The sequence below is a fragment of the Draconibacterium halophilum genome (genome assembly GCF_010448835.1).
GTDB classification, from domain to species: Bacteria; Bacteroidota; Bacteroidia; order Bacteroidales; family Prolixibacteraceae; genus Draconibacterium; species Draconibacterium halophilum.
On record NZ_CP048409.1, the window covers coordinates 3,882,350 to 3,899,856 of the forward strand.

A 17,507-nucleotide genomic window follows, 5' to 3' on the forward strand; every position below is an offset into this window, starting at 1 on the left:
TCAAACTAAAAACAGAGATTATGAAGAAAGATAATATTGAAACCCGATCGATTAACACGATAAGAACTTTAGCGATGGATGCTGTACAGAAAGCTGGCTCAGGTCATCCGGGAACAGCCATGTCGCTGGCACCGGCAGCCTATGTTTTGTGGAACAATATCATGAAGTACAATCCTAAAAACCCCCATTGGTTTAACCGCGATCGGTTTGTGTTATCGAGTGGTCACGCGTCCATTATTCAATATGCTATGTTGCATCTAACCGGCTATCCGTTATCGCTGAATGATCTGAAAGATCTTCGACAGTGGGGCAGCAAAACCCCCGGTCACCCCGAATATGGACTCACCGAAGGTATTGAAACAACGACGGGACCACTGGGACAAGGATTTATGACTGCTGTGGGAATGGCCATGGCAGAAGCACACCTTGCTTCACGATTTAATAAACCAGACGCCCCGATAATTGATCATCACGTTTATGGCTTTTGCAGCGACGGAGACCTGATGGAGGGAGCTTCAAGTGAAGCCGCTTCACTGGCTGGTCATTTTGGATTGGGAAAACTTATTTTTCTTTACGACGACAACCACATCAGCATTGACGGGGACACCGAAGTAACCTACAGCGACGATGTAAAAAAACGATTCGAAGGATACCACTGGCACGTGCAGGATTTAGGTGAAAGTGCCAACGATACCGAAAAAATTACCAAGGCTTATGAGGCCGCTCAACAGGAAAAAGATAAACCCTCGCTGATAATCTTACGCACCCACATTGCTTATGGCGCACCCAACGCACAGGATACGGCAGCAGCACACGGTTCGGCGCTGGGTGAAGACGAAGTAAAAGCAACCAAAAAAGCCTATGGTTGGCCCGAGGACAAATCCTTTTATGTTCCGGAGGAAGTGGAAACTCACATGCAGAAAGCCATTGACAGAGGCGAGGAGCTCGAAAAAAAATGGCAGACGATGTACGACCAATACCAGCAAAAACACCCGGACTTGCATGCGTTGCTGGAACAAGGGAGAGCACTTGAGCTCGATAAAGACTGGGATAAGGATATTCCCGAATTCAAGCCCGATGACGGCCCTGTGGCAACGCGTAAAGCATCGGCAAAAATTATTAATTCATTTGCTGAGCACGTTCCTTACCTCTTGGGTGGAAGTGCTGACCTGGCAGCTTCAACAAAAACATTGATGGAAGAATCAGGCTATTTTACCAAAGGAAACTACCAGAACCGAAATATCGCCTGGGGAGTCAGAGAACACGGAATGGCAGCGGCCACTTCAGGAATGACACTTCATGGAGGACTTCGGGCTTTTGCGTCTACATTTTTCATCTTTTCCGATTATGCCCGCCCGGCGATCCGGCTGGCAGCATTGATGGAACTGCCAGCCATTTATGTGCTCACCCACGATTCCATTGGTCTGGGAGGCGATGGCCCCACTCACCAACCCGTGGAGCACCTGGCTTCGTTTAGAGCCATGCCCAACATTTTTGTTTTTCGTCCGGCCGACGCCAACGAAGTAGCTTACACCTGGCGAGCCGTATTAAAGCGAAAAGAAGGTCCCTCGATGATGGTATTGACACGGCAAAATGTTCCGATTGTAAACCGGAGCAAATATGCCTCGGCTCAAGGTGTAATGAAAGGTGCTTACATCCTTTCGAACGAAAAAGGCGATACGCCTGATGCAGTCCTTATGGCGACTGGTTCCGAAGTTTCGCTGGCACTGGAAGCACAGGAAAAACTGCGCGACATGAATATTGACTCGCGGGTAGTGAGCATGCCTTGCTGGGAACTATTTAAGGAGCAGGACGAAGCCTACCGTAATGAAGTATTTCCGCCCAAGGTGAAAGCAAGAACAGCAGTAGAAGCAGGTGCTTCACTCGGCTGGAAAGAATGGGTTGGCGACAGTGGCACCGTGGTATCGGTGGAACGTTTTGGCTCAAGTGCTCCTTATCAGGAAAACTTCAAACATTATGGCTTTACGGTTGACAATGTGATTGATCATGTAAAACGATCAATAGAACAAAGTAAATCATGAACGTAAGGCTTGCCGTGCAGAAGAAAGAAAACAATTCAATCAGAAAAAGTAAAATAAAATATAGCTATGGAAAAGTTTGATAAACTATTGGAATATGGACAAAGCTACTGGCTTGACAACTTATCGAGAGAAATAATTACAAACGGAGAACTGGAAAACAGAATCAAAAATGAAGGTTTGAGAGGAATTACCTCTAATCCGAGTATTTTTAATAAAGCGATTTCCAGCGGTCATTTGTATGACGACCAGATAAAAGCGCTGGCCGGAAAAGGAAAAAAACCAGAAGAAATTTACGAAGCACTGGCCATTCAGGATATTCAGAAAGCCTGTGACCTGTTGCGCCCCGTGTTCGATGCATCAAACGGCGAAGATGGTTTCGTAAGTTTAGAAGTTTCGCCTTATTTGGCAAGGGAAACAGAAAAAACCAAGGCCGAAGCCCGACGACTGTATAAATCGGTTGACCGCCCAAACTGTATGATTAAGATACCCGGAACCCCGGAAGGAATTCCGGCCATTGAAGAAATGTTGTATGAAGGAATTAACATCAACATCACGCTGCTTTTTTCCATTGAAAGCTATGAAGCCGTTGCCGAAGCTTATTTGAAAGCTCTGGAACGTCGGGCTGAAGAAGGCAAACCCATTGATAAAATAGCATCAGTAGCCAGTTTCTTCTTAAGCCGGATTGATGTGCTTACCGATAAAATACTGTCGGATGATATTATTCCCAATTCACACGGCGATAAAAAAATATTAGCAGAAAATCTGCTGGGTGAAACGGCTATTTCAAGCGCCAAAATTGCATACCAAAGTTTTTTGAATGCATTCAGCGGCGACCGCTGGGAGAAACTGGCCTCGAAAGGCGCTCGGGTGCAACGGCCACTTTGGGCGAGTACCAGCAATAAAACCGAGGGATATAGTGACACCCGATATGTAGAGCCACTTATTGGTCCGTTTACTGTAAACACAATGCCCGCCGAAACCATCGAAGCATTTAAACATCATGGTAAAGTTCTTCCCAATACCGTCAACGAGGATGTTAAAAAGGCTTTAAGCGTTTTTAGTGATCTTGAAAAAATTGAACTCAATTTAGACCACATCACAGATCAACTGGTGAAAGAAGGTATCGAAAAATTCACCGACCCGTTTGACAGCTTACTCAAAAGCATTGAAAAAGAAGCAAATTAGGACTTCGCGTAAGTGAAATTTTACTTGACTTACCCGGAGAATATATTCAACATAACGGTTTAATACAGCTATGGAAAAATATGATTTTGGACTGATCGGACTTGGTGTAATGGGAAGGAATTTTATTCTGAACATTGCAGAAAACGGCCACTCGGCAATTGGTTACGATTTAGATAAAGCAAAAGTAGATGCCTTGAATACAGAGGCCAACGAATTTAAAGTGAAAGGCGTTACAGCCTTAAAAGATTTTATTTCGGGGCTTGCTAAACCGCGAAAAATAATGCTGCTTGTTCCGGCAAATGTGGTCGATAAAGCGTTAGACGATCTCCTCCCCTTTCTCGAAAAAGATGATTTGCTTATTGACGGTGGGAATTCGCATCCGAACGATACTGAACGCCGGGAAAAAGAAATTGTTGGCAAAGGATTCAGGTACCTTGGAGTTGGCATCTCCGGCGGTTCGGAAGGAGCCCGCCACGGACCGAGTTTGATGCCGGGAGGCAACGAGAAGTCGTACAAGCTGGTACGCCCTATTTTTACTGATGCAGCGGCCAAAGTAAAAGGCGATGCCTGTGTAACCTGGTTGGGAAAAGGGTCAGCCGGACATTTCGTAAAAATGGTTCACAACGGCATTGAATACGGAATCATGCAGTTGATTTCAGAAATTTACGATGTGATGAAAAATGGCCTGTCCATGGAAAATTCAGAAATGAGCGCCATTTTCAAAAAGTGGAACAAGGGCTTGGTGGCTTCCTACCTGGTAGAAATCACAGCAGATATATTGGAGAAAAAAGACAAGCAGCAAGGCGGTTATCTGATCGATCATATTCTGGACAGTGCCAAACAAAAAGGAACCGGAAAATGGACATCGCAATTTGCCATGGATTTCCAGGCTCCGATGCCAACTATAGACACGGCTGTATCCATGCGACATCTTTCCACGTTCAAAACCAAAAGATTAAAAGCAGACGCTACATTAAAAGGCCCCGTTGCCCGAATTGAAGAAGACAAAGCAACATTTATTGAAAAAATGGAACATGCGCTGTTTTTTGGAATGCTGATGACTTATGCGCAGGGCTTCGAACTCTTGCGCATTGCGTCCAACGAAAAAGATTTCGGACTAAATCTGGGTGAAGTAGCGCGTATCTGGAGAGGTGGGTGCATTATCCGCTCGGCCATGCTCGACGATTTTATGAAAGCTTACGAACGTGTTCCCCAGTTACCCAATCTGTTATTCGATACGAAACTTTCTTCTGCAGTGAATAAAAAGCAGGAAGCCGTGCGCGATGTTACGATCCAAGTAGCAAAAGCCGGTCTTCCAATCCCGGGATTAATGGCATCTGTTGGCTATTTTGATGCCTACCGAAGTGGAAATCTTGCCTCAAATATGATTCAGGCGCAGCGCGATTATTTTGGTTCGCACTCCTACCAACGAATTGGAGAAGAGGGTGCCTTTCATACCGAATGGTAGAATTTTATTATATCAAAAATGAAACACTTTCCGGCATAATCCGGTAACATTTCCTGGTTGCAGAAAGTGGTATTATTCAACATATTAAATTGTTATGAAATGAAAAATATATCTGAACTCGAACCTACCATAGTAACAATTTTCGGTGGCGATGGCGACCTTACCTGGCGCAAACTGATGCCGGCTTTGTTCAATTTGCACATCGACGGTTTTCTTCCTGAGAAATTCAAAATACTGAGTGTAGATATGAAAGATATTGCTCAGGAGGAGTACAATAAAAGACATTTGGAGGGGGTGAATAAATTTTCGCGCAGAGGAAAAGCCACCAAGAAAAAATGGAAAGAATTTGAGAAATGTATCACCTATGTGCAGGCTGACATTACAAACGACAAGTCTTACAACAATCTTAAAAACATTTTTAACGAAACGGATAAAGAATGGGATGTAGAAGCATCGCGTATTTTTTATATGGCGGTTTCCCCTTATCTGATTAAAGAAATTGCCGGCCATTTAGATAATACCGGAATTGCCGAAAACAGTCAGAAACACCGGATTGTAGTTGAAAAACCTTTTGGTCACGATTTAGAAAGTGCCAGAGAACTGAATAAAGTTTTGCAGGGAATTTTTAGCGAATGCCAGATTTACCGCATCGACCATTACCTTGGCAAGGAAACGGTGCAAAACATTATGGCATTTCGTTTTGCTAACGCACTTTTCGAGCCGCTTTGGAATCGTAATTTTATTGAACAAATTCAAATAAATGTTTCGGAACAAGTAGGTGTTGAAAACAGGGCTTCTTATTATGAACAGGCTGGTGCTGTGCGTGATATGATTCAAAACCACATTCTTCAGCTTATTTGCCTGGTGGGTATGGAACCTCCAGTAGATCTGAATGCCAACAGTGTTCGCGATAAAAAACTGGAAGTATTAAATGCCATTCGTCGATTCTCAGAAAACGATGTATATGTAAATGCGGTGCGCGGACAATATGATAAAGGCTGGATTGAAGGGCAAGAGGTAAAAGCTTACCGCGATGAAGATAATGTTGATAATGAATCGCTAAGCGAAACATTTGCTGCAGTTCGTTTTTATATAGACAACTGGCGGTGGCAGGGAGTGCCCATTTATGTGCGAACCGGTAAACGGCTTCAGGAAAAAACATCATATATTACCATCCAGTTCAAGGAAGTTCCGCATAAAATTTTCCCATCTGGTGTAAGGGAATTGGTAGATCAAAACTTAATGGTAATAAGCATTCAACCACAAATGGGAATTCGAATACATTTTGAGGCCAAAAAAACCGGATTAGACATGAGGTTAAAACCAGTGGATATGATTTTCAATTACAGTGATTCTTATAAGAATGATCCGCCAGATGCTTATGAAACCTTGTTAAACGATGTAATACTTGGAGAGGCAACTCTTTTTATGCGTTCAGATCAGATAGAAGAGGCGTGGAGTATTATTATGCCCATTCTTGATGTTTGGGCGAGCAATCCACCACAAAAATTTCCCAACTACCAATCCGGAAGCTGGGGACCGCCGGAAGCTGAAGCCTTGATAGCACATGATGGTTTTTACTGGCATACTTTTACCGAACCATTGGATAATTCTTCAAGATTAACAACAAAATAAAAAAATGTATTGATATTTTATAAGTATTGGCAAAACTATAATCGAACCTGTTGCTGTAGTTAAAATATAAAATAAGCCCAAAAAACAATAGAAATCCGGAGATGAAAAAGCATCGAAAAACTTAAATTTTGTTTGTTAAACGATTTGAGTTAGTGTGTCTGCTGCTTTATTTTCTGGCATTTTATCTTGTTTTTAACACAACAATAAATTCCGGCTTAAACATTTTTGTCTGGTCATTAATGCCAGGTTGTTGTAATTTGCTTAAAGATCCTTTTTACTCCTTTCTGTATATTTACTGCACTTTCACCCTTCACCTCTGCATCTTCCGCCTTTGCAATTCGGGCAGCCTTTTGTAAATCTTTTCTCATTTAAATTATTTCTCATTCTTTCATGATGAATTTGGAGTTGCCAGTTTTTTCAAAATAAGAGGGGTAATTAGTGTGGTTACTATCGCCATGATGACCACTGCAGAAAAAAGGTTAGCCACCAGTTCTGAATCGCCAGGTTGTTCAAATAATCCGGCACGGAGCGCAATATCGGCAATAATCAATTCTACTGCGCCACGGGCATTCATTGCATTTCCCACAATTAAAGAATCATTGGTTGAAAGTCCGGTGAGTTTTGCAGGCATGCCCGCTCCCATAATTTTTCCTATCGAAGCAATAAGAATGAGGCCTACAACAAATAGTGGAATATTTACAAGTGCTGAAATATTGAGACTTAGTCCGATAGAAGCAAAAAATATTGGCGCCAAAAAACCAGAGGTTATAGCTTGAACTTTCTTTTTTACGTCCTCGTAAACGTCTTCTTTAACCTCACGTTTTGCAAAAAATAAACCGGCAATAAACGCACCGAGTATAAAATGCATTCCAAGTACTTCGGCAAGCACTGAAAAACCCAGCGCCACCACCAGTAAAAAACTCATTTCTGATTCGGCAACACCCATCTTATGCAACCAGTTTTTTGCAACATAAGGCAAAATATAAAGCCCAATGGCCATAGTTATAGCAAAAAATAACGCAATTTTTGCCGATAAAATTCCCAAACCTTTTAAGGTAGGTAGCTCACCCGTTCGCATGAAAGAGGTAAGTAATGCCAAGAGTAATAAACTAATTATATCATCGATGACAGCCGCTGAAACGATAGTTTGACCGGATTTTGACTGAAGTTTGTTCAAATCCAGCAGAACCTTGATAGCAACAGGTACAGCCGTAATTGCAAGAGCAACTCCCAGGAAAAAAACTTGTGCTGATTTTAACTCGGAATCAGGCAAAGAAAACCATCCTAAGCCCATGCCAAGTCCAAGTGGAATAATCATTCCTCCAACTGCCACCCAAAGTGCATTTCCTGATGCTTTTTTCAGCGATTTGTAATGCAGCTCAATTCCGGCAAAAAGCATTAGAAAAAACATTCCAAGCTCGGTAATAGCTTGAAATACTTCGTTCTCATGAATTTGGGCCAGATCTGGAAAAGTTCCCGAAAAGTTGGTAAGAACTAATCCTATCACAATTCCGGCAGTCATTTCGCCGGCAAGCGATGGAATTTTTATCCGTCGTGCAAGTTCACTAAATAATCGTGCCGTTACCAAAAGAATCAATAAAATGTACCAAATGTCTAAATGCATATTAATGTCTGTATATAATTACCAATTATTAGGGGTGAATACTGTGAAATGATTTTTCTGTGTCATAATTAAATGGAAGAAGAAATAATAAATATCGAAGTAATCAGAAATCACACCACAATGAATGCATGATAGTTTTGATTGTATTGAATATGCTGAATATGGATAATATTATTCAGGTTGTAATTGGTTTTGAAGCATTTGAGAAAGCGTTAATATAATTACACTTAATGAATTAAGCTATTTTCTCAGAAATAGAATATTGGGGAAAAATCAACATAACGTGTACAAGAATCTACAGGTATTTGTGGAATCAATCTTCAACTCGAATAGATAATTACAGTTTCAAGAGTTATTTTGCATTAGGCACTAAAAGCTTTCAAACCATTGATGAGAGACATTATAACAAGCTTCTTCCAGTATCAATTGTTCTTAAATTCCGAACGCCATAAAACACAGGATTGGTAAAAACAGGAAAAAATAAAATACCTCACTTTTGTATCATTGTTTTATGTTTTTCTTGCAAACAACAGCCACTGTCTCTTTTCTCAGCACATATCCTAAAATTCATGAATGAGTCAGCATATAAAAACTCATCGCTGTAACTACAATAGAGGAAGATGTGTAAAGGCAATTTTTATTGTGTATTATTTTCCACAAATGGAGAACCCTAACCACAAAAAGTCATATCAAATTTATTTTCTCTTAAGCCAAATTATTACTTAAAACTTAACCCTAATACTATGTGCAGAAGAAATAGTTGAGCTTGTTTGATAAACAATCGAGTATGGCATATTAATGGATTGGTATAAAACACAATGGGTAGACAATTATATAAACCATAAATATATTATCATGAAAACAAACCATTCAATAAAGATAATTGGACAGAAAGTAAACTCCGGTTAAAAAAAAAGGCCCCTTCAATTAACAGAAGCCGGTTTAAAATATATTGATGGAAAAAAATGAATTCTACCACCATTAAGAATTAAAATTAGGACGAACCGGGAACAGCCCGTAACAATGCGAAACAATCTGAAATTGGTAAAAAGCACCTAAATAACTTACAAAAAAGTCATGCAACGAGATATGATAATAAAGTAAAAGCAATTCTAATACAGAAAAAAATCAATAATTAAATTTTAATACTATGCAAAATTATCACGAACCACCAACCGAACTATCGTCAGAAACACGAGATTACATCCGTGCATTAGTTACACTTAAAGAAGAAGTTGAAGCCATTGATTGGTACCAGCAACGATTAACTGTTACATCCGACCAACATTTAAAGAAAATACTAAAGCACAACCAGTTGGAAGAAATAGAACATGCCTGTATGGCCTTGGAATGGCTGCGCAGAAACATGGATGGATGGAACGAAAAAATGAAACAATATCTGTTTACCGAAAAAGATATTGTAAAAATTGAAGAACACGAATAATAAAATTTAAAAGTCATGAATATTTTAAGAAAATCACTTGCCCCAGTAAGCGAAAAAGCCTGGAGCGAAATAACAACACAAGCAAAACAAATATTAGGAAACTATTCGACAGCACGAAAATTTGCAGATATAAATGGCCCTAATGGTTTGGAAATGGGAGGAATATCAACGGGAAGACTTGATTTTCCTAAAAATCAACCCAAGGAAGGAGTGAATTACGGAGTACGAGAATTTCTGCCTTTAACTGAAGTGCGAAAACCATTTGAACTTGACCTTTGGGAACTTGATAATATTGAACGTGGTGCAATAGACATTGATTTGTCGCCACTTGAAAAAGCAGCCCGCGAGTTGGCTGTTTTCGAAGAAAAAGCCATTTACGAAGGTTTTCAACCCGCAAAAATAATCGGCTTGGAAAAAGCAGCAGAAGGAAATCCGGTATCCCTTCCGGCTGACGCAAATGCATTTTTAAAAGAGATTGGAAACCAGATTATTCATCTCGACAAAAAAGCAGTTCAGGGGCCATATACTTTAGTTATTAATGAAATGGAATGGCTTGAGTTGATAAAATTATCCGAAGGCTATCCAATTCAGAAACAATTGAAGGATGTTCTTGGTGGCAATGTATTGATTAATCATTTTAACAAAAATTCTTTTTTACTCTCCGAAAGAGGGGGTGATTATGAATTAGTAATTGGCCAGGATTACACACTTGGCTACGATAGTCATACCACATCGAAAGTTAAATTATTCCTTACAGGTTCATTTACTTTCAGAGTGCTAAGTCCGGAAGCGATTGTTGTTCTTACACGTTCTGCTTCGTGAAAGATGCGACCAAGAGAACCGATTTAGGATTAAAGAGTGGAAGTAGAGCATAAGAAAATATATGTTCTCAGACGGTACTCGCGCAATTGAGTTCTTAGCATGCAATTACTGCATCGCTTTTACAAAACGAATAAAATAACACCATAAAAATATAATACGATGAAAAAAAGAAAAGCCCAAGCTAAATGGAATGGAAATTTGAAAAAGGGAAACGGGTTGATTAAATTACCAACTTCAAACCAGGAATTTCCTTTCAATTTTTCTTCGCGATTTGAAGATGGTAAGGGGAGCAACCCGGAAGAATTAATTGCAGCAGCGCACGCTGGTTGTTTTTCAATGGCATTTTCCGGGCTTTTAACAGAGAAAGGGTACAATCCTGAATTAATAGAAACCAAGGCTGAAGTTACTATAGAAAAGGTGGGAGATGGTTTTAAAATAACCAAAAGTGCATTGGATACCGAAGGAAAAATTCCGGAAATTAAAGAAGACGAATTTTTAAAGTTGGCACAAACAGCTAAAGAAAATTGCCCTGTTTCGCAGGCTCTGGATTCTTTAGAAATAACCCTAAATGCCAAACTAGTATAGAAATAAAAAAATAACTAAAAATCAGTAGCCATGTTTAAAGTGCTTGATATTACAAAAAATGATGTTGTGGCCATTGCAGTTGATGGCAAGTTGTCAAAATCCGACTACGATAAAATTACGCCATTAATTGAAAAAACGGTAAGAGATTATGGAAAAATAAGACTCTATATTCAGTTAGATTATGTGGATGGAATTGAGCCTAAAGCATTCAGAGCAGATATTAAAACCTACCTGAAATTTTTTAACAACATGAAAAAAATTGCGGTTGTTGGGAAAACTCATTGGGAAAAAATGTGGTCAGGTTTGGCTGGACCCTTTGTTTCAGGAGATATTAAATATTTTGATTATCATGAAATTGACGAGGCAAGGAAATGGATTAAATAATAACAGGAATTGCAATTCCCAACAGCTCAACACCAATGAGCACAAAATGAATGGGATTTAAAATTTCATCTATTAATTCCCGGAAACCGCTCTCGTAATTCCATCTCTTGAAGTTGACGACACAATTTGGAGGATTTACGTGCATTTTCTGAGTTCCCTCCGGAAAATCAAAAAAAAATAATCTATACAACCAACCTGGGTGAGAATCTGAGTTGAAAAAATAAGAAAGTACATCAAAAACGTACGTCGTTAGCTTCGAACCAGGCTATAATGAAATCCGTATAATTAGAAACAAGAGAAGCCACTAAAAAATGGGGACTGTCCATTCTATATTGGGGAATCTTCATGAATCAGTTCTTTATAAGAACTGAAAAAAGGATCAAGTTATAATTACTCGATTTTTTATGTTACATACTTTCTGAAACAATACCTTTAAATTTAAATGCCTGTATATCAAAGGATTTGCAGGCATTTTTTTATTAGGTCAAAAACCACCTCAAAAAAACATTGGTTACGAAATCTATCGCGTGACCTCTTAAGAATGCTTGATTTAAAATGAAAACAAAAGGTAGGAATATTCCTACCTTTTGCTAGGAGTTCACCTGTAGTAATTGCTTTTTTATGAACGTAATTTTGGATGAAACAAAACATTTGTGGAAATGAGTGCAAGATTAAATAATCAACCGTCAATATTAATACTGGCAGATTTTTCGGATGGAAGTTGGCACGCTACTTCTTTTGCTATGAGATTTCTATATCATGAAAAGTCTCCTGTTACAATTTTACAAACCTATCAGAATCCGGGCTGGGGACACTTAATGATGCGTAAACTTAGCCATCACTTAAAAAAAATAACAAAGAACGAATTAAGAGCTTTAAAAAACAGATTATTAGAGCATTTCAAAGTTGAAAAGCAAAAGATAAATACCCTGTCCATTGAAGGAGAACTTAACTCAGTTCTTAATTACAAACCAATAATTAACGGGCACCACAACATCGTTTTATCTACCTACAGCTCTTTTAAGGATTCGTGCAAAAGACAAAACGGATGTTTGGAAAAAATAATTGACACTGCTGAAAACCCCTTATTTATTTTACCCGAAACTTTTGAAGGAGACACTTCCAAAAAAATATTGTTTGTAGGCCCACCCGAGAAAAAACCTTCGGAACAACTCTGTAATCAGCTTGTTGATATATGTAAAAAGACACAATCAAAGCTTGAAGTACTATTTGTTGTAAAAACACAGAATAAAAAAGTGTCTGAAGATATACAATCGTACTACCACGAATACTGTGAAGGCATTGATATTACATTCAGTACTATTCAGAATAAAACAAAATGTAAGGGAATTAAAAATTACATGAATGATACAAACAGAGATTTAATAGTAATTGAAAACGATTAGCCCGTTTTATAAAGTAACCAGACTAAAACAATTACAATGGGACAAACAAAATATAGCATTTTGGCACTTATTTCGCCAAACAAAGAAGGAGAGACAGTTTTAAAAGAAGCTTTGTATTTACAAAGCACTCTGGAGGTAAAGCTTGTTATATTAAATGTAATAAAAGAGCCTGGTTTTTTTGAACGGAATTTTCAATCGGAAGAACCAGAAATAGCATTAAAAAATGCCAAAGAAGAAATTACAAGCTTTGTTCAAAAAGTTGTTGGCAGTGAACTACCTAACAATATTGTTATTTCGGCGCGGGCCGGAAATCCGGTAAATGTTTTACTGGAAAAATCAAAGACTGATGGTCTTGAATTTCTGTTGATAGATAAAAGCAAAACTACTTATCCGGGCGCTTTAGATAAACATGAAATTAACGAATTGGTAAGTCGCTCCAAATGTCCGGTCTTAGCTGTAGATAAAGATTTTGGCGTACCCAAAATAAAAAACATTGCAATTCCAATCGATATTACCCAGTCGACAAAGAAAAGACTCCTATGGGCAACTTTTTTAGCAAAAAAACATAAGGCAAAAGTTACTATCCTATCGGCACTTAAAGCCAATATTAACGTAGACAAAAGTCTTGCTTTAAAAAACGCACAAAAAATTCAACAACTACTTTGGGAAAATGATATTGAATGTGACATTAAAATGCTTAAAGTGTACAACCAGGAGTCGCATCAGGTTATTTTAGAATACGTAAAAGAAGAAAAGCCTGAGTTACTAATAATTCGTACTCACGAGGAATCGATTTTCTCAAATACTAACATTGGAAAATTTGTTTCTGAAATAGTTCATGGTAGTAAATTGCCTGTATTTACGGTAAACTATACCCCAAATCCTATCGACTCACTTTTTCTTTAAAAATTATAAAATTATATTAGCAGAAAAGTTAATTTCATGCTAACTAAATTTAAAGCTTCAACGATTACAAAGAGGAACCGTTCTATTTCATTTATCAATAGAAGCACAGGCATTCCTATTGTTATTTTATAGCATATTTTTCGAGATAAAAACGATACAAAGCAAACAAAGTGTCAACACGACAAGAACCAATAACAAGTTAAGTTTTGTTAAAATATAATGCAAAAGAACATGAATAATCACTCCATAGTTAAGAATCAATTTATATTAAGAGTTTTTAGACATTCTATATAAGATAACATGAATAATAATAAAACGAGAACAGCCAAACTCATATCCATTCAGGATTCGTTGGTAAAAGCACGATTCTACGGAAATGTGATAATGGGTGAAACGGCCAATGTTATAGTAGATGGAAAATCCTTGCAAGCCGAGGTGTTACAAATTATTCCCGATCCGAAAAATGCGGATGCCGGGATTGTTGAAATGCAGGTTTTTGAAGATTTAACCGGAGCTCAAATTGGCGATCAGGTTGAATTTACCGGAAAGTCGCTATCTGTACTTCTAGGCCCAGGACTTTTAACCAGCATTTGGGACGGACTTCAGAATCCCTTATACAAATTAGGTGAGCAAAATGCTTATTTGGTTCCCGGTATGAAGGCTCCGGCACTCGATGAAGAAAAATTATGGGACTTTACTCCTTCGGTATCCGTTGGAAACAAAGTAAGTGGTGGCGACACCATTGGCACGGTTCCGGAAGGAAGATTAACGCATAGTATTTTAGTACCCTACAATTTTGGCAAATGCAAAATTGAAAGCATTATCGAAAAAAGTGCGGTAAATATTACCGAAACCGTTGCCGTTATTCGAGACAATCAAAACGTTAAACACGAGTTGAAACTGGCATTCCGCTGGGCAGTTAAGTCTCCAATTCCATTTAAAGAACGTGCTATTCCAAGTAAAACAATTTCAACCGGAGTGCGTGTTATTGACCTGTTGGCCCCTGTTGGTTATGGTGGTACTGTTGGAAATCCCGGCCCTTTTGGTGCAGGAAAAACGGTATTACAACACTCGTTGTGTAAATATGCTTTAGCCGATATTATTATAATGGCAGCTTGTGGCGAACGCGCCGGAGAGGCCGTGGAAGTATTTAAAGACTTTGCAGAATTAGACGACCCATCAACCGGAGAATCCTTGATGAACCGGATGTGTATTTTTGGTAATACCAGTTCGATGCCTGTTGCAGCACGCGAAGCCAGTGTATTTATTGCACTTACAGTTGGCGAATATTACCGTTATCAAGGATATAATGTGGTGCTTTTAGCCGATTCCACGTCGCGTTGGGCACAAGCACTTCGCGAGCGTAGTGGTCGTCAGGGAGATATTCCCGGGCCTGAGGCTTTCCCAATGGATATTCCCGATCAGATTAAAGGGATGTATCAACGAGCCGGTGCCGACCAGGGCACAGGTGGTTCATTAACATTTATCGGCACCGTGTCGCCTGCGGGAGGTAACTTCCAGGAACCGGTAACCCAGGCAACCATGGATGCAACCGGTGGGTTCTGGGGCTTGTCTCAAGATCGTGCCGATGCAAAAAAATATCCGGCAATTGATCCGCTGGCTTATACATCTTCTGTATACGACAGTTTTATATCGTGGGATGATCGTAACAAAATGCTACAAACACTTCACGAAGCAAATGGTATTGATCAAACTATCAGTACTATTGGTTTGAAAAAAGTTCCGGTTGAGAAATACATTTTGTATCAAAAAGGACTAACTATTGATTTCTGTGTAATGCAGCAAAATGCTTTCCACGATCTGGATGCATGTACCAGACCTGAACGCCTGATTGTTATTAATGAGGCAGTTCAAAAACTAATTGATAGTTCCATCAATTTTGCTCAGGATGAAATGGAAGATGAAGAGGTGAAAGAGACGGTAAAATCAAAATTTGACGAGCTACGGCAGTGGTGGAAAGAATGGAACACTTCAGCTCAAAGTCTGGATGAGATGGCTGTTCTTCCGAAAAAAGTTGAACAATTTATTTTACAAGAAGAGTACACACTATGATACGAAAAGAGATAAATAGAATAAGTGAGGTTGGAAAAGCACTGATTTCCGTTGAGGGAAATCCCGGTGTTGCACTAAACCACGTGGTTGAACTGCTGGAAGCAAAAACCAACCAAAGCCTCTCGTTTGCCAAAGCGATTAACATTACCGAAGACTTTACGCGTTTTCAGGTTTTTAACGGAACTCAGGGCTTAAGCACACAAACCAAAATACGCATGCATGAGGTTCCGCTCTCAGCAGGCTTCTCGTACAACATGCTTGGTCGTAGTGTCGATGGAATTGGAGATGTAGCTGACGGAGGACCTGAAATTATTTATGAGAAAAAAATATCAACTCGTTTAGACACCTTAAATCCAACAGTTCGTTTGGTTCCCAAGCAACCACTGTGGACAGGTATTCCAATGATTGATGTATTTAATACGCTGGTAAAATCGCAAAAAATTCCAATTTTTGCCGGTCCAACCGAGCCATATAACCGTTTGTTATCACAAATTGCACAGGGTGCACAGGCCGATGTAATTATTTTTGCCGGTATTGGTTTGAAATTCGATGAGTACCATTACTTTAAAGAGCAGTTGTCACAATCGGGTAATATCGACAAGACAATTATGTTTACACACCTTGCCGGCGACTCGCAGATTAAAGGTTTAATGCTCCCCGATGTGGCACTAAGTGTTTCGCGCGAATTTGCTGACCAGGGGAAAGACGTATTGGTGTTATTAACCGATATGACCAACTGGTCGAATATATTGCGAAACGTTGCTAACTACCAGGATCAGATACCATCGTTGCAAGGTTATCCCGGATCGCTGTATTCAGAGTTAGCGAGGCGTTACGAAGTTGCTGCCGACATTGAAGGAGCAGGTTCGATAACCATTATTGGGGCAACCACGCTTGAATCGCTTGAAGATCCGGTACCCGATAATACAGGTTACATTACCGAGGGACAGTTCTTCCTTGAAAATGGAAAACTGAAACTGGCTCGTTCGCTTTCGCGTTTAAAACAACAAGTGAATGGCGATACTCGAAGCGACCACCGCCCTATTATGACGGTAATGGCGTCGTTACTTGCCGATGCAGAAAAAGCATACGAAGCAGCCGAAGTTGGGGCAGCAAACGATACATTCTCGCAAAAGCTTCTTCGTTACCGCGAAGATTTTATAGCGAACATGGAGGAACCATTTGGAGAACCTATAGATCTGGAAGCTGCATTAGACAAATGCTGGGATATTTTAAAACGACATTTCGAACCAACTGAAACAGGGTTGAGTAAAAAACTGATCGAACAATATTGGAATTAACCACTAATCAAATCAGAAAAAGAGATGACACAAAATAGAGAAAATCTTGAAGGAATTGTTTCCAAACTTAAGGAACAGGGAATAAACGCCGGAGAAGCAGAAAAGCAACAAATAATTGAACGGGCTAAAAAACAGGCTGAAGAATTGATCGCTGAGGCAAAAGCCACCAGCAAAACAATTATTGAAGAAGCCGAAACAAAAGCTTCGCAAACCGAAAAAAATGCACAGAAAGCAATTGCACAGGCTTCACGCGACATGATTGAAGCCACTAAAATTGCGCTGTTAAACCACCTGCAAATGGTGTTTGGGAAAGAATGTAAAACCTTATTCGAACAGGAAAAATACCTGAAAGAACTGCTTAAAGTGGTTATCGATTCTATTTCAGGAAAGAAATCGATAAAAGTACCGCCCGAGTTGCTAAAAGAAATGGAAGCATTTTTAATAAAAGAAGCGCTTCAGGAAGAGGTAACTTTAAAACCATTGTCGGCGAGCAAGGCTCAAATAGAAGTAAAATCGACAGATAAAGAAGGAATTAGCTTTGTTGTTAGCTCAAAAGAAATTGAGACCGGATTATTTTCTTTGCTAAATAAAGAATTGGTAGATCGTATCACTAAAAGTCAGGAGGATTAAAT

The 17,507-nt window shown here is 39.3% G+C and carries 15 protein-coding genes; 13 read left to right on the forward strand and 2 right to left on the reverse strand.

Going from position 1 to position 17,507, the window contains the following annotated elements; translation table 11 throughout:
• Positions 1 to 20 precede the first annotated feature (20 nt).
• From tkt to zwf, 4 genes are all read left to right on the forward strand, one after another.
• Positions 21 to 2,042 (forward strand): transketolase, encoded by a 2,022-nt coding sequence (tkt, locus tag G0Q07_RS15740; protein WP_163347947.1) that lies wholly within the window; start codon positions 21 to 23, stop codon positions 2,040 to 2,042.
• A 66-nt stretch (positions 2,043 to 2,108) separates the two neighbouring features.
• Positions 2,109 to 3,227: a transaldolase gene (gene tal / locus G0Q07_RS15745; RefSeq protein WP_163347950.1), complete on the forward strand. Its 1,119-nt coding sequence runs from the start codon at positions 2,109 to 2,111 to the stop codon at positions 3,225 to 3,227.
• Between the two features lie 70 nt (positions 3,228 to 3,297).
• A complete protein-coding gene (gndA, locus tag G0Q07_RS15750) occupies positions 3,298 to 4,695 on the forward strand; it encodes an NADP-dependent phosphogluconate dehydrogenase (protein ID WP_163347952.1) in 1,398 nt (465 codons plus the stop codon).
• 99 nt (positions 4,696 to 4,794) lie between these two features.
• Complete coding sequence (gene zwf / locus G0Q07_RS15755) at positions 4,795 to 6,330, forward strand: glucose-6-phosphate dehydrogenase (protein ID WP_163347955.1); 1,536 nt, start codon at positions 4,795 to 4,797, stop codon at positions 6,328 to 6,330.
• A gap of 236 nt (positions 6,331 to 6,566) precedes the next feature.
• Here zwf and G0Q07_RS21095 read toward each other — a convergent pair whose 3' ends face one another.
• The gene (locus tag G0Q07_RS21095) at positions 6,567 to 6,698 is read right to left on the reverse strand and encodes a hypothetical protein (RefSeq protein WP_262887972.1); all 132 of its coding nucleotides are present in this window, start codon (positions 6,696 to 6,698) and stop codon (positions 6,567 to 6,569) included.
• 20 nt (positions 6,699 to 6,718) lie between these two features.
• Positions 6,719 to 7,954, reverse strand: coding sequence for a cation:proton antiporter (locus tag G0Q07_RS15760; protein ID WP_163347957.1), 1,236 nt, complete (start codon positions 7,952 to 7,954; stop codon positions 6,719 to 6,721).
• Positions 7,955 to 9,104: 1,150 nt separating this feature from the next.
• Between G0Q07_RS15760 and G0Q07_RS15765 the strand changes: the two genes are divergently transcribed.
• From G0Q07_RS15765 to G0Q07_RS15805, 9 genes are all read left to right on the forward strand, one after another.
• The gene (locus tag G0Q07_RS15765) at positions 9,105 to 9,398 is read left to right on the forward strand and encodes an encapsulin-associated ferritin-like protein (RefSeq protein WP_163347959.1); all 294 of its coding nucleotides are present in this window, start codon (positions 9,105 to 9,107) and stop codon (positions 9,396 to 9,398) included.
• 15 nt (positions 9,399 to 9,413) lie between these two features.
• Complete coding sequence (locus G0Q07_RS15770) at positions 9,414 to 10,220, forward strand: family 1 encapsulin nanocompartment shell protein (RefSeq protein ID WP_163347961.1); 807 nt, start codon at positions 9,414 to 9,416, stop codon at positions 10,218 to 10,220.
• 159 nt (positions 10,221 to 10,379) lie between these two features.
• Positions 10,380 to 10,805, forward strand: a complete 426-nt coding sequence (locus G0Q07_RS15775) for an OsmC family protein (protein WP_163347963.1) — start codon at positions 10,380 to 10,382, stop codon at positions 10,803 to 10,805.
• Positions 10,806 to 10,835: 30 nt separating this feature from the next.
• Entirely contained in the window at positions 10,836 to 11,189 is a 354-nt protein-coding gene (locus G0Q07_RS15780; protein ID WP_163347965.1) for a SpoIIAA family protein, read from the forward strand.
• 653 nt (positions 11,190 to 11,842) lie between these two features.
• Complete coding sequence (locus tag G0Q07_RS15785) at positions 11,843 to 12,595, forward strand: hypothetical protein (RefSeq protein WP_163347968.1); 753 nt, start codon at positions 11,843 to 11,845, stop codon at positions 12,593 to 12,595.
• A gap of 36 nt (positions 12,596 to 12,631) precedes the next feature.
• The gene (locus tag G0Q07_RS15790; protein ID WP_163347970.1) at positions 12,632 to 13,501 is read left to right on the forward strand and encodes a universal stress protein; all 870 of its coding nucleotides are present in this window, start codon (positions 12,632 to 12,634) and stop codon (positions 13,499 to 13,501) included.
• 300 nt (positions 13,502 to 13,801) lie between these two features.
• The gene (locus G0Q07_RS15795; RefSeq protein WP_163347972.1) at positions 13,802 to 15,574 is read left to right on the forward strand and encodes a V-type ATP synthase subunit A; all 1,773 of its coding nucleotides are present in this window, start codon (positions 13,802 to 13,804) and stop codon (positions 15,572 to 15,574) included.
• Entirely contained in the window at positions 15,571 to 16,875 is a 1,305-nt protein-coding gene (locus tag G0Q07_RS15800; protein ID WP_163347974.1) for a V-type ATP synthase subunit B, read from the forward strand. Before G0Q07_RS15795 ends, G0Q07_RS15800 begins: the two co-directional genes overlap by 4 nt.
• 24 nt (positions 16,876 to 16,899) lie before the next feature.
• Positions 16,900 to 17,505: a hypothetical protein gene (locus tag G0Q07_RS15805; RefSeq protein WP_163347976.1), complete on the forward strand. Its 606-nt coding sequence runs from the start codon at positions 16,900 to 16,902 to the stop codon at positions 17,503 to 17,505.
• Positions 17,506 to 17,507: the final 2 nt, after the last annotated feature.

What these genes read in the sequence shown, in the direction of transcription:
- tkt (WP_163347947.1), top strand. Translation starts at nt 21, where the DNA reads ATGAAGAAAGATAATATTGAAACCCGATCGATTAACACGATAAGAACT.
- tal (WP_163347950.1), top strand. Translation starts at nt 2,109, where the DNA reads ATGGAAAAGTTTGATAAACTATTGGAATATGGACAAAGCTACTGGCTT.
- gndA (WP_163347952.1), top strand. Translation starts at nt 3,298, where the DNA reads ATGGAAAAATATGATTTTGGACTGATCGGACTTGGTGTAATGGGAAGG.
- zwf (WP_163347955.1), top strand. Translation starts at nt 4,795, where the DNA reads ATGAAAAATATATCTGAACTCGAACCTACCATAGTAACAATTTTCGGT.
- G0Q07_RS21095 (WP_262887972.1), bottom strand. Translation starts at nt 6,698, where the DNA reads ATGAGAAAAGATTTACAAAAGGCTGCCCGAATTGCAAAGGCGGAAGAT.
- G0Q07_RS15760 (WP_163347957.1), bottom strand. Translation starts at nt 7,954, where the DNA reads ATGCATTTAGACATTTGGTACATTTTATTGATTCTTTTGGTAACGGCA.
- G0Q07_RS15765 (WP_163347959.1), top strand. Translation starts at nt 9,105, where the DNA reads ATGCAAAATTATCACGAACCACCAACCGAACTATCGTCAGAAACACGA.
- G0Q07_RS15770 (WP_163347961.1), top strand. Translation starts at nt 9,414, where the DNA reads ATGAATATTTTAAGAAAATCACTTGCCCCAGTAAGCGAAAAAGCCTGG.
- G0Q07_RS15775 (WP_163347963.1), top strand. Translation starts at nt 10,380, where the DNA reads ATGAAAAAAAGAAAAGCCCAAGCTAAATGGAATGGAAATTTGAAAAAG.
- G0Q07_RS15780 (WP_163347965.1), top strand. Translation starts at nt 10,836, where the DNA reads ATGTTTAAAGTGCTTGATATTACAAAAAATGATGTTGTGGCCATTGCA.
- G0Q07_RS15790 (WP_163347970.1), top strand. Translation starts at nt 12,632, where the DNA reads ATGGGACAAACAAAATATAGCATTTTGGCACTTATTTCGCCAAACAAA.
- G0Q07_RS15795 (WP_163347972.1), top strand. Translation starts at nt 13,802, where the DNA reads ATGAATAATAATAAAACGAGAACAGCCAAACTCATATCCATTCAGGAT.
- G0Q07_RS15800 (WP_163347974.1), top strand. Translation starts at nt 15,571, where the DNA reads ATGATACGAAAAGAGATAAATAGAATAAGTGAGGTTGGAAAAGCACTG.
- G0Q07_RS15805 (WP_163347976.1), top strand. Translation starts at nt 16,900, where the DNA reads ATGACACAAAATAGAGAAAATCTTGAAGGAATTGTTTCCAAACTTAAG.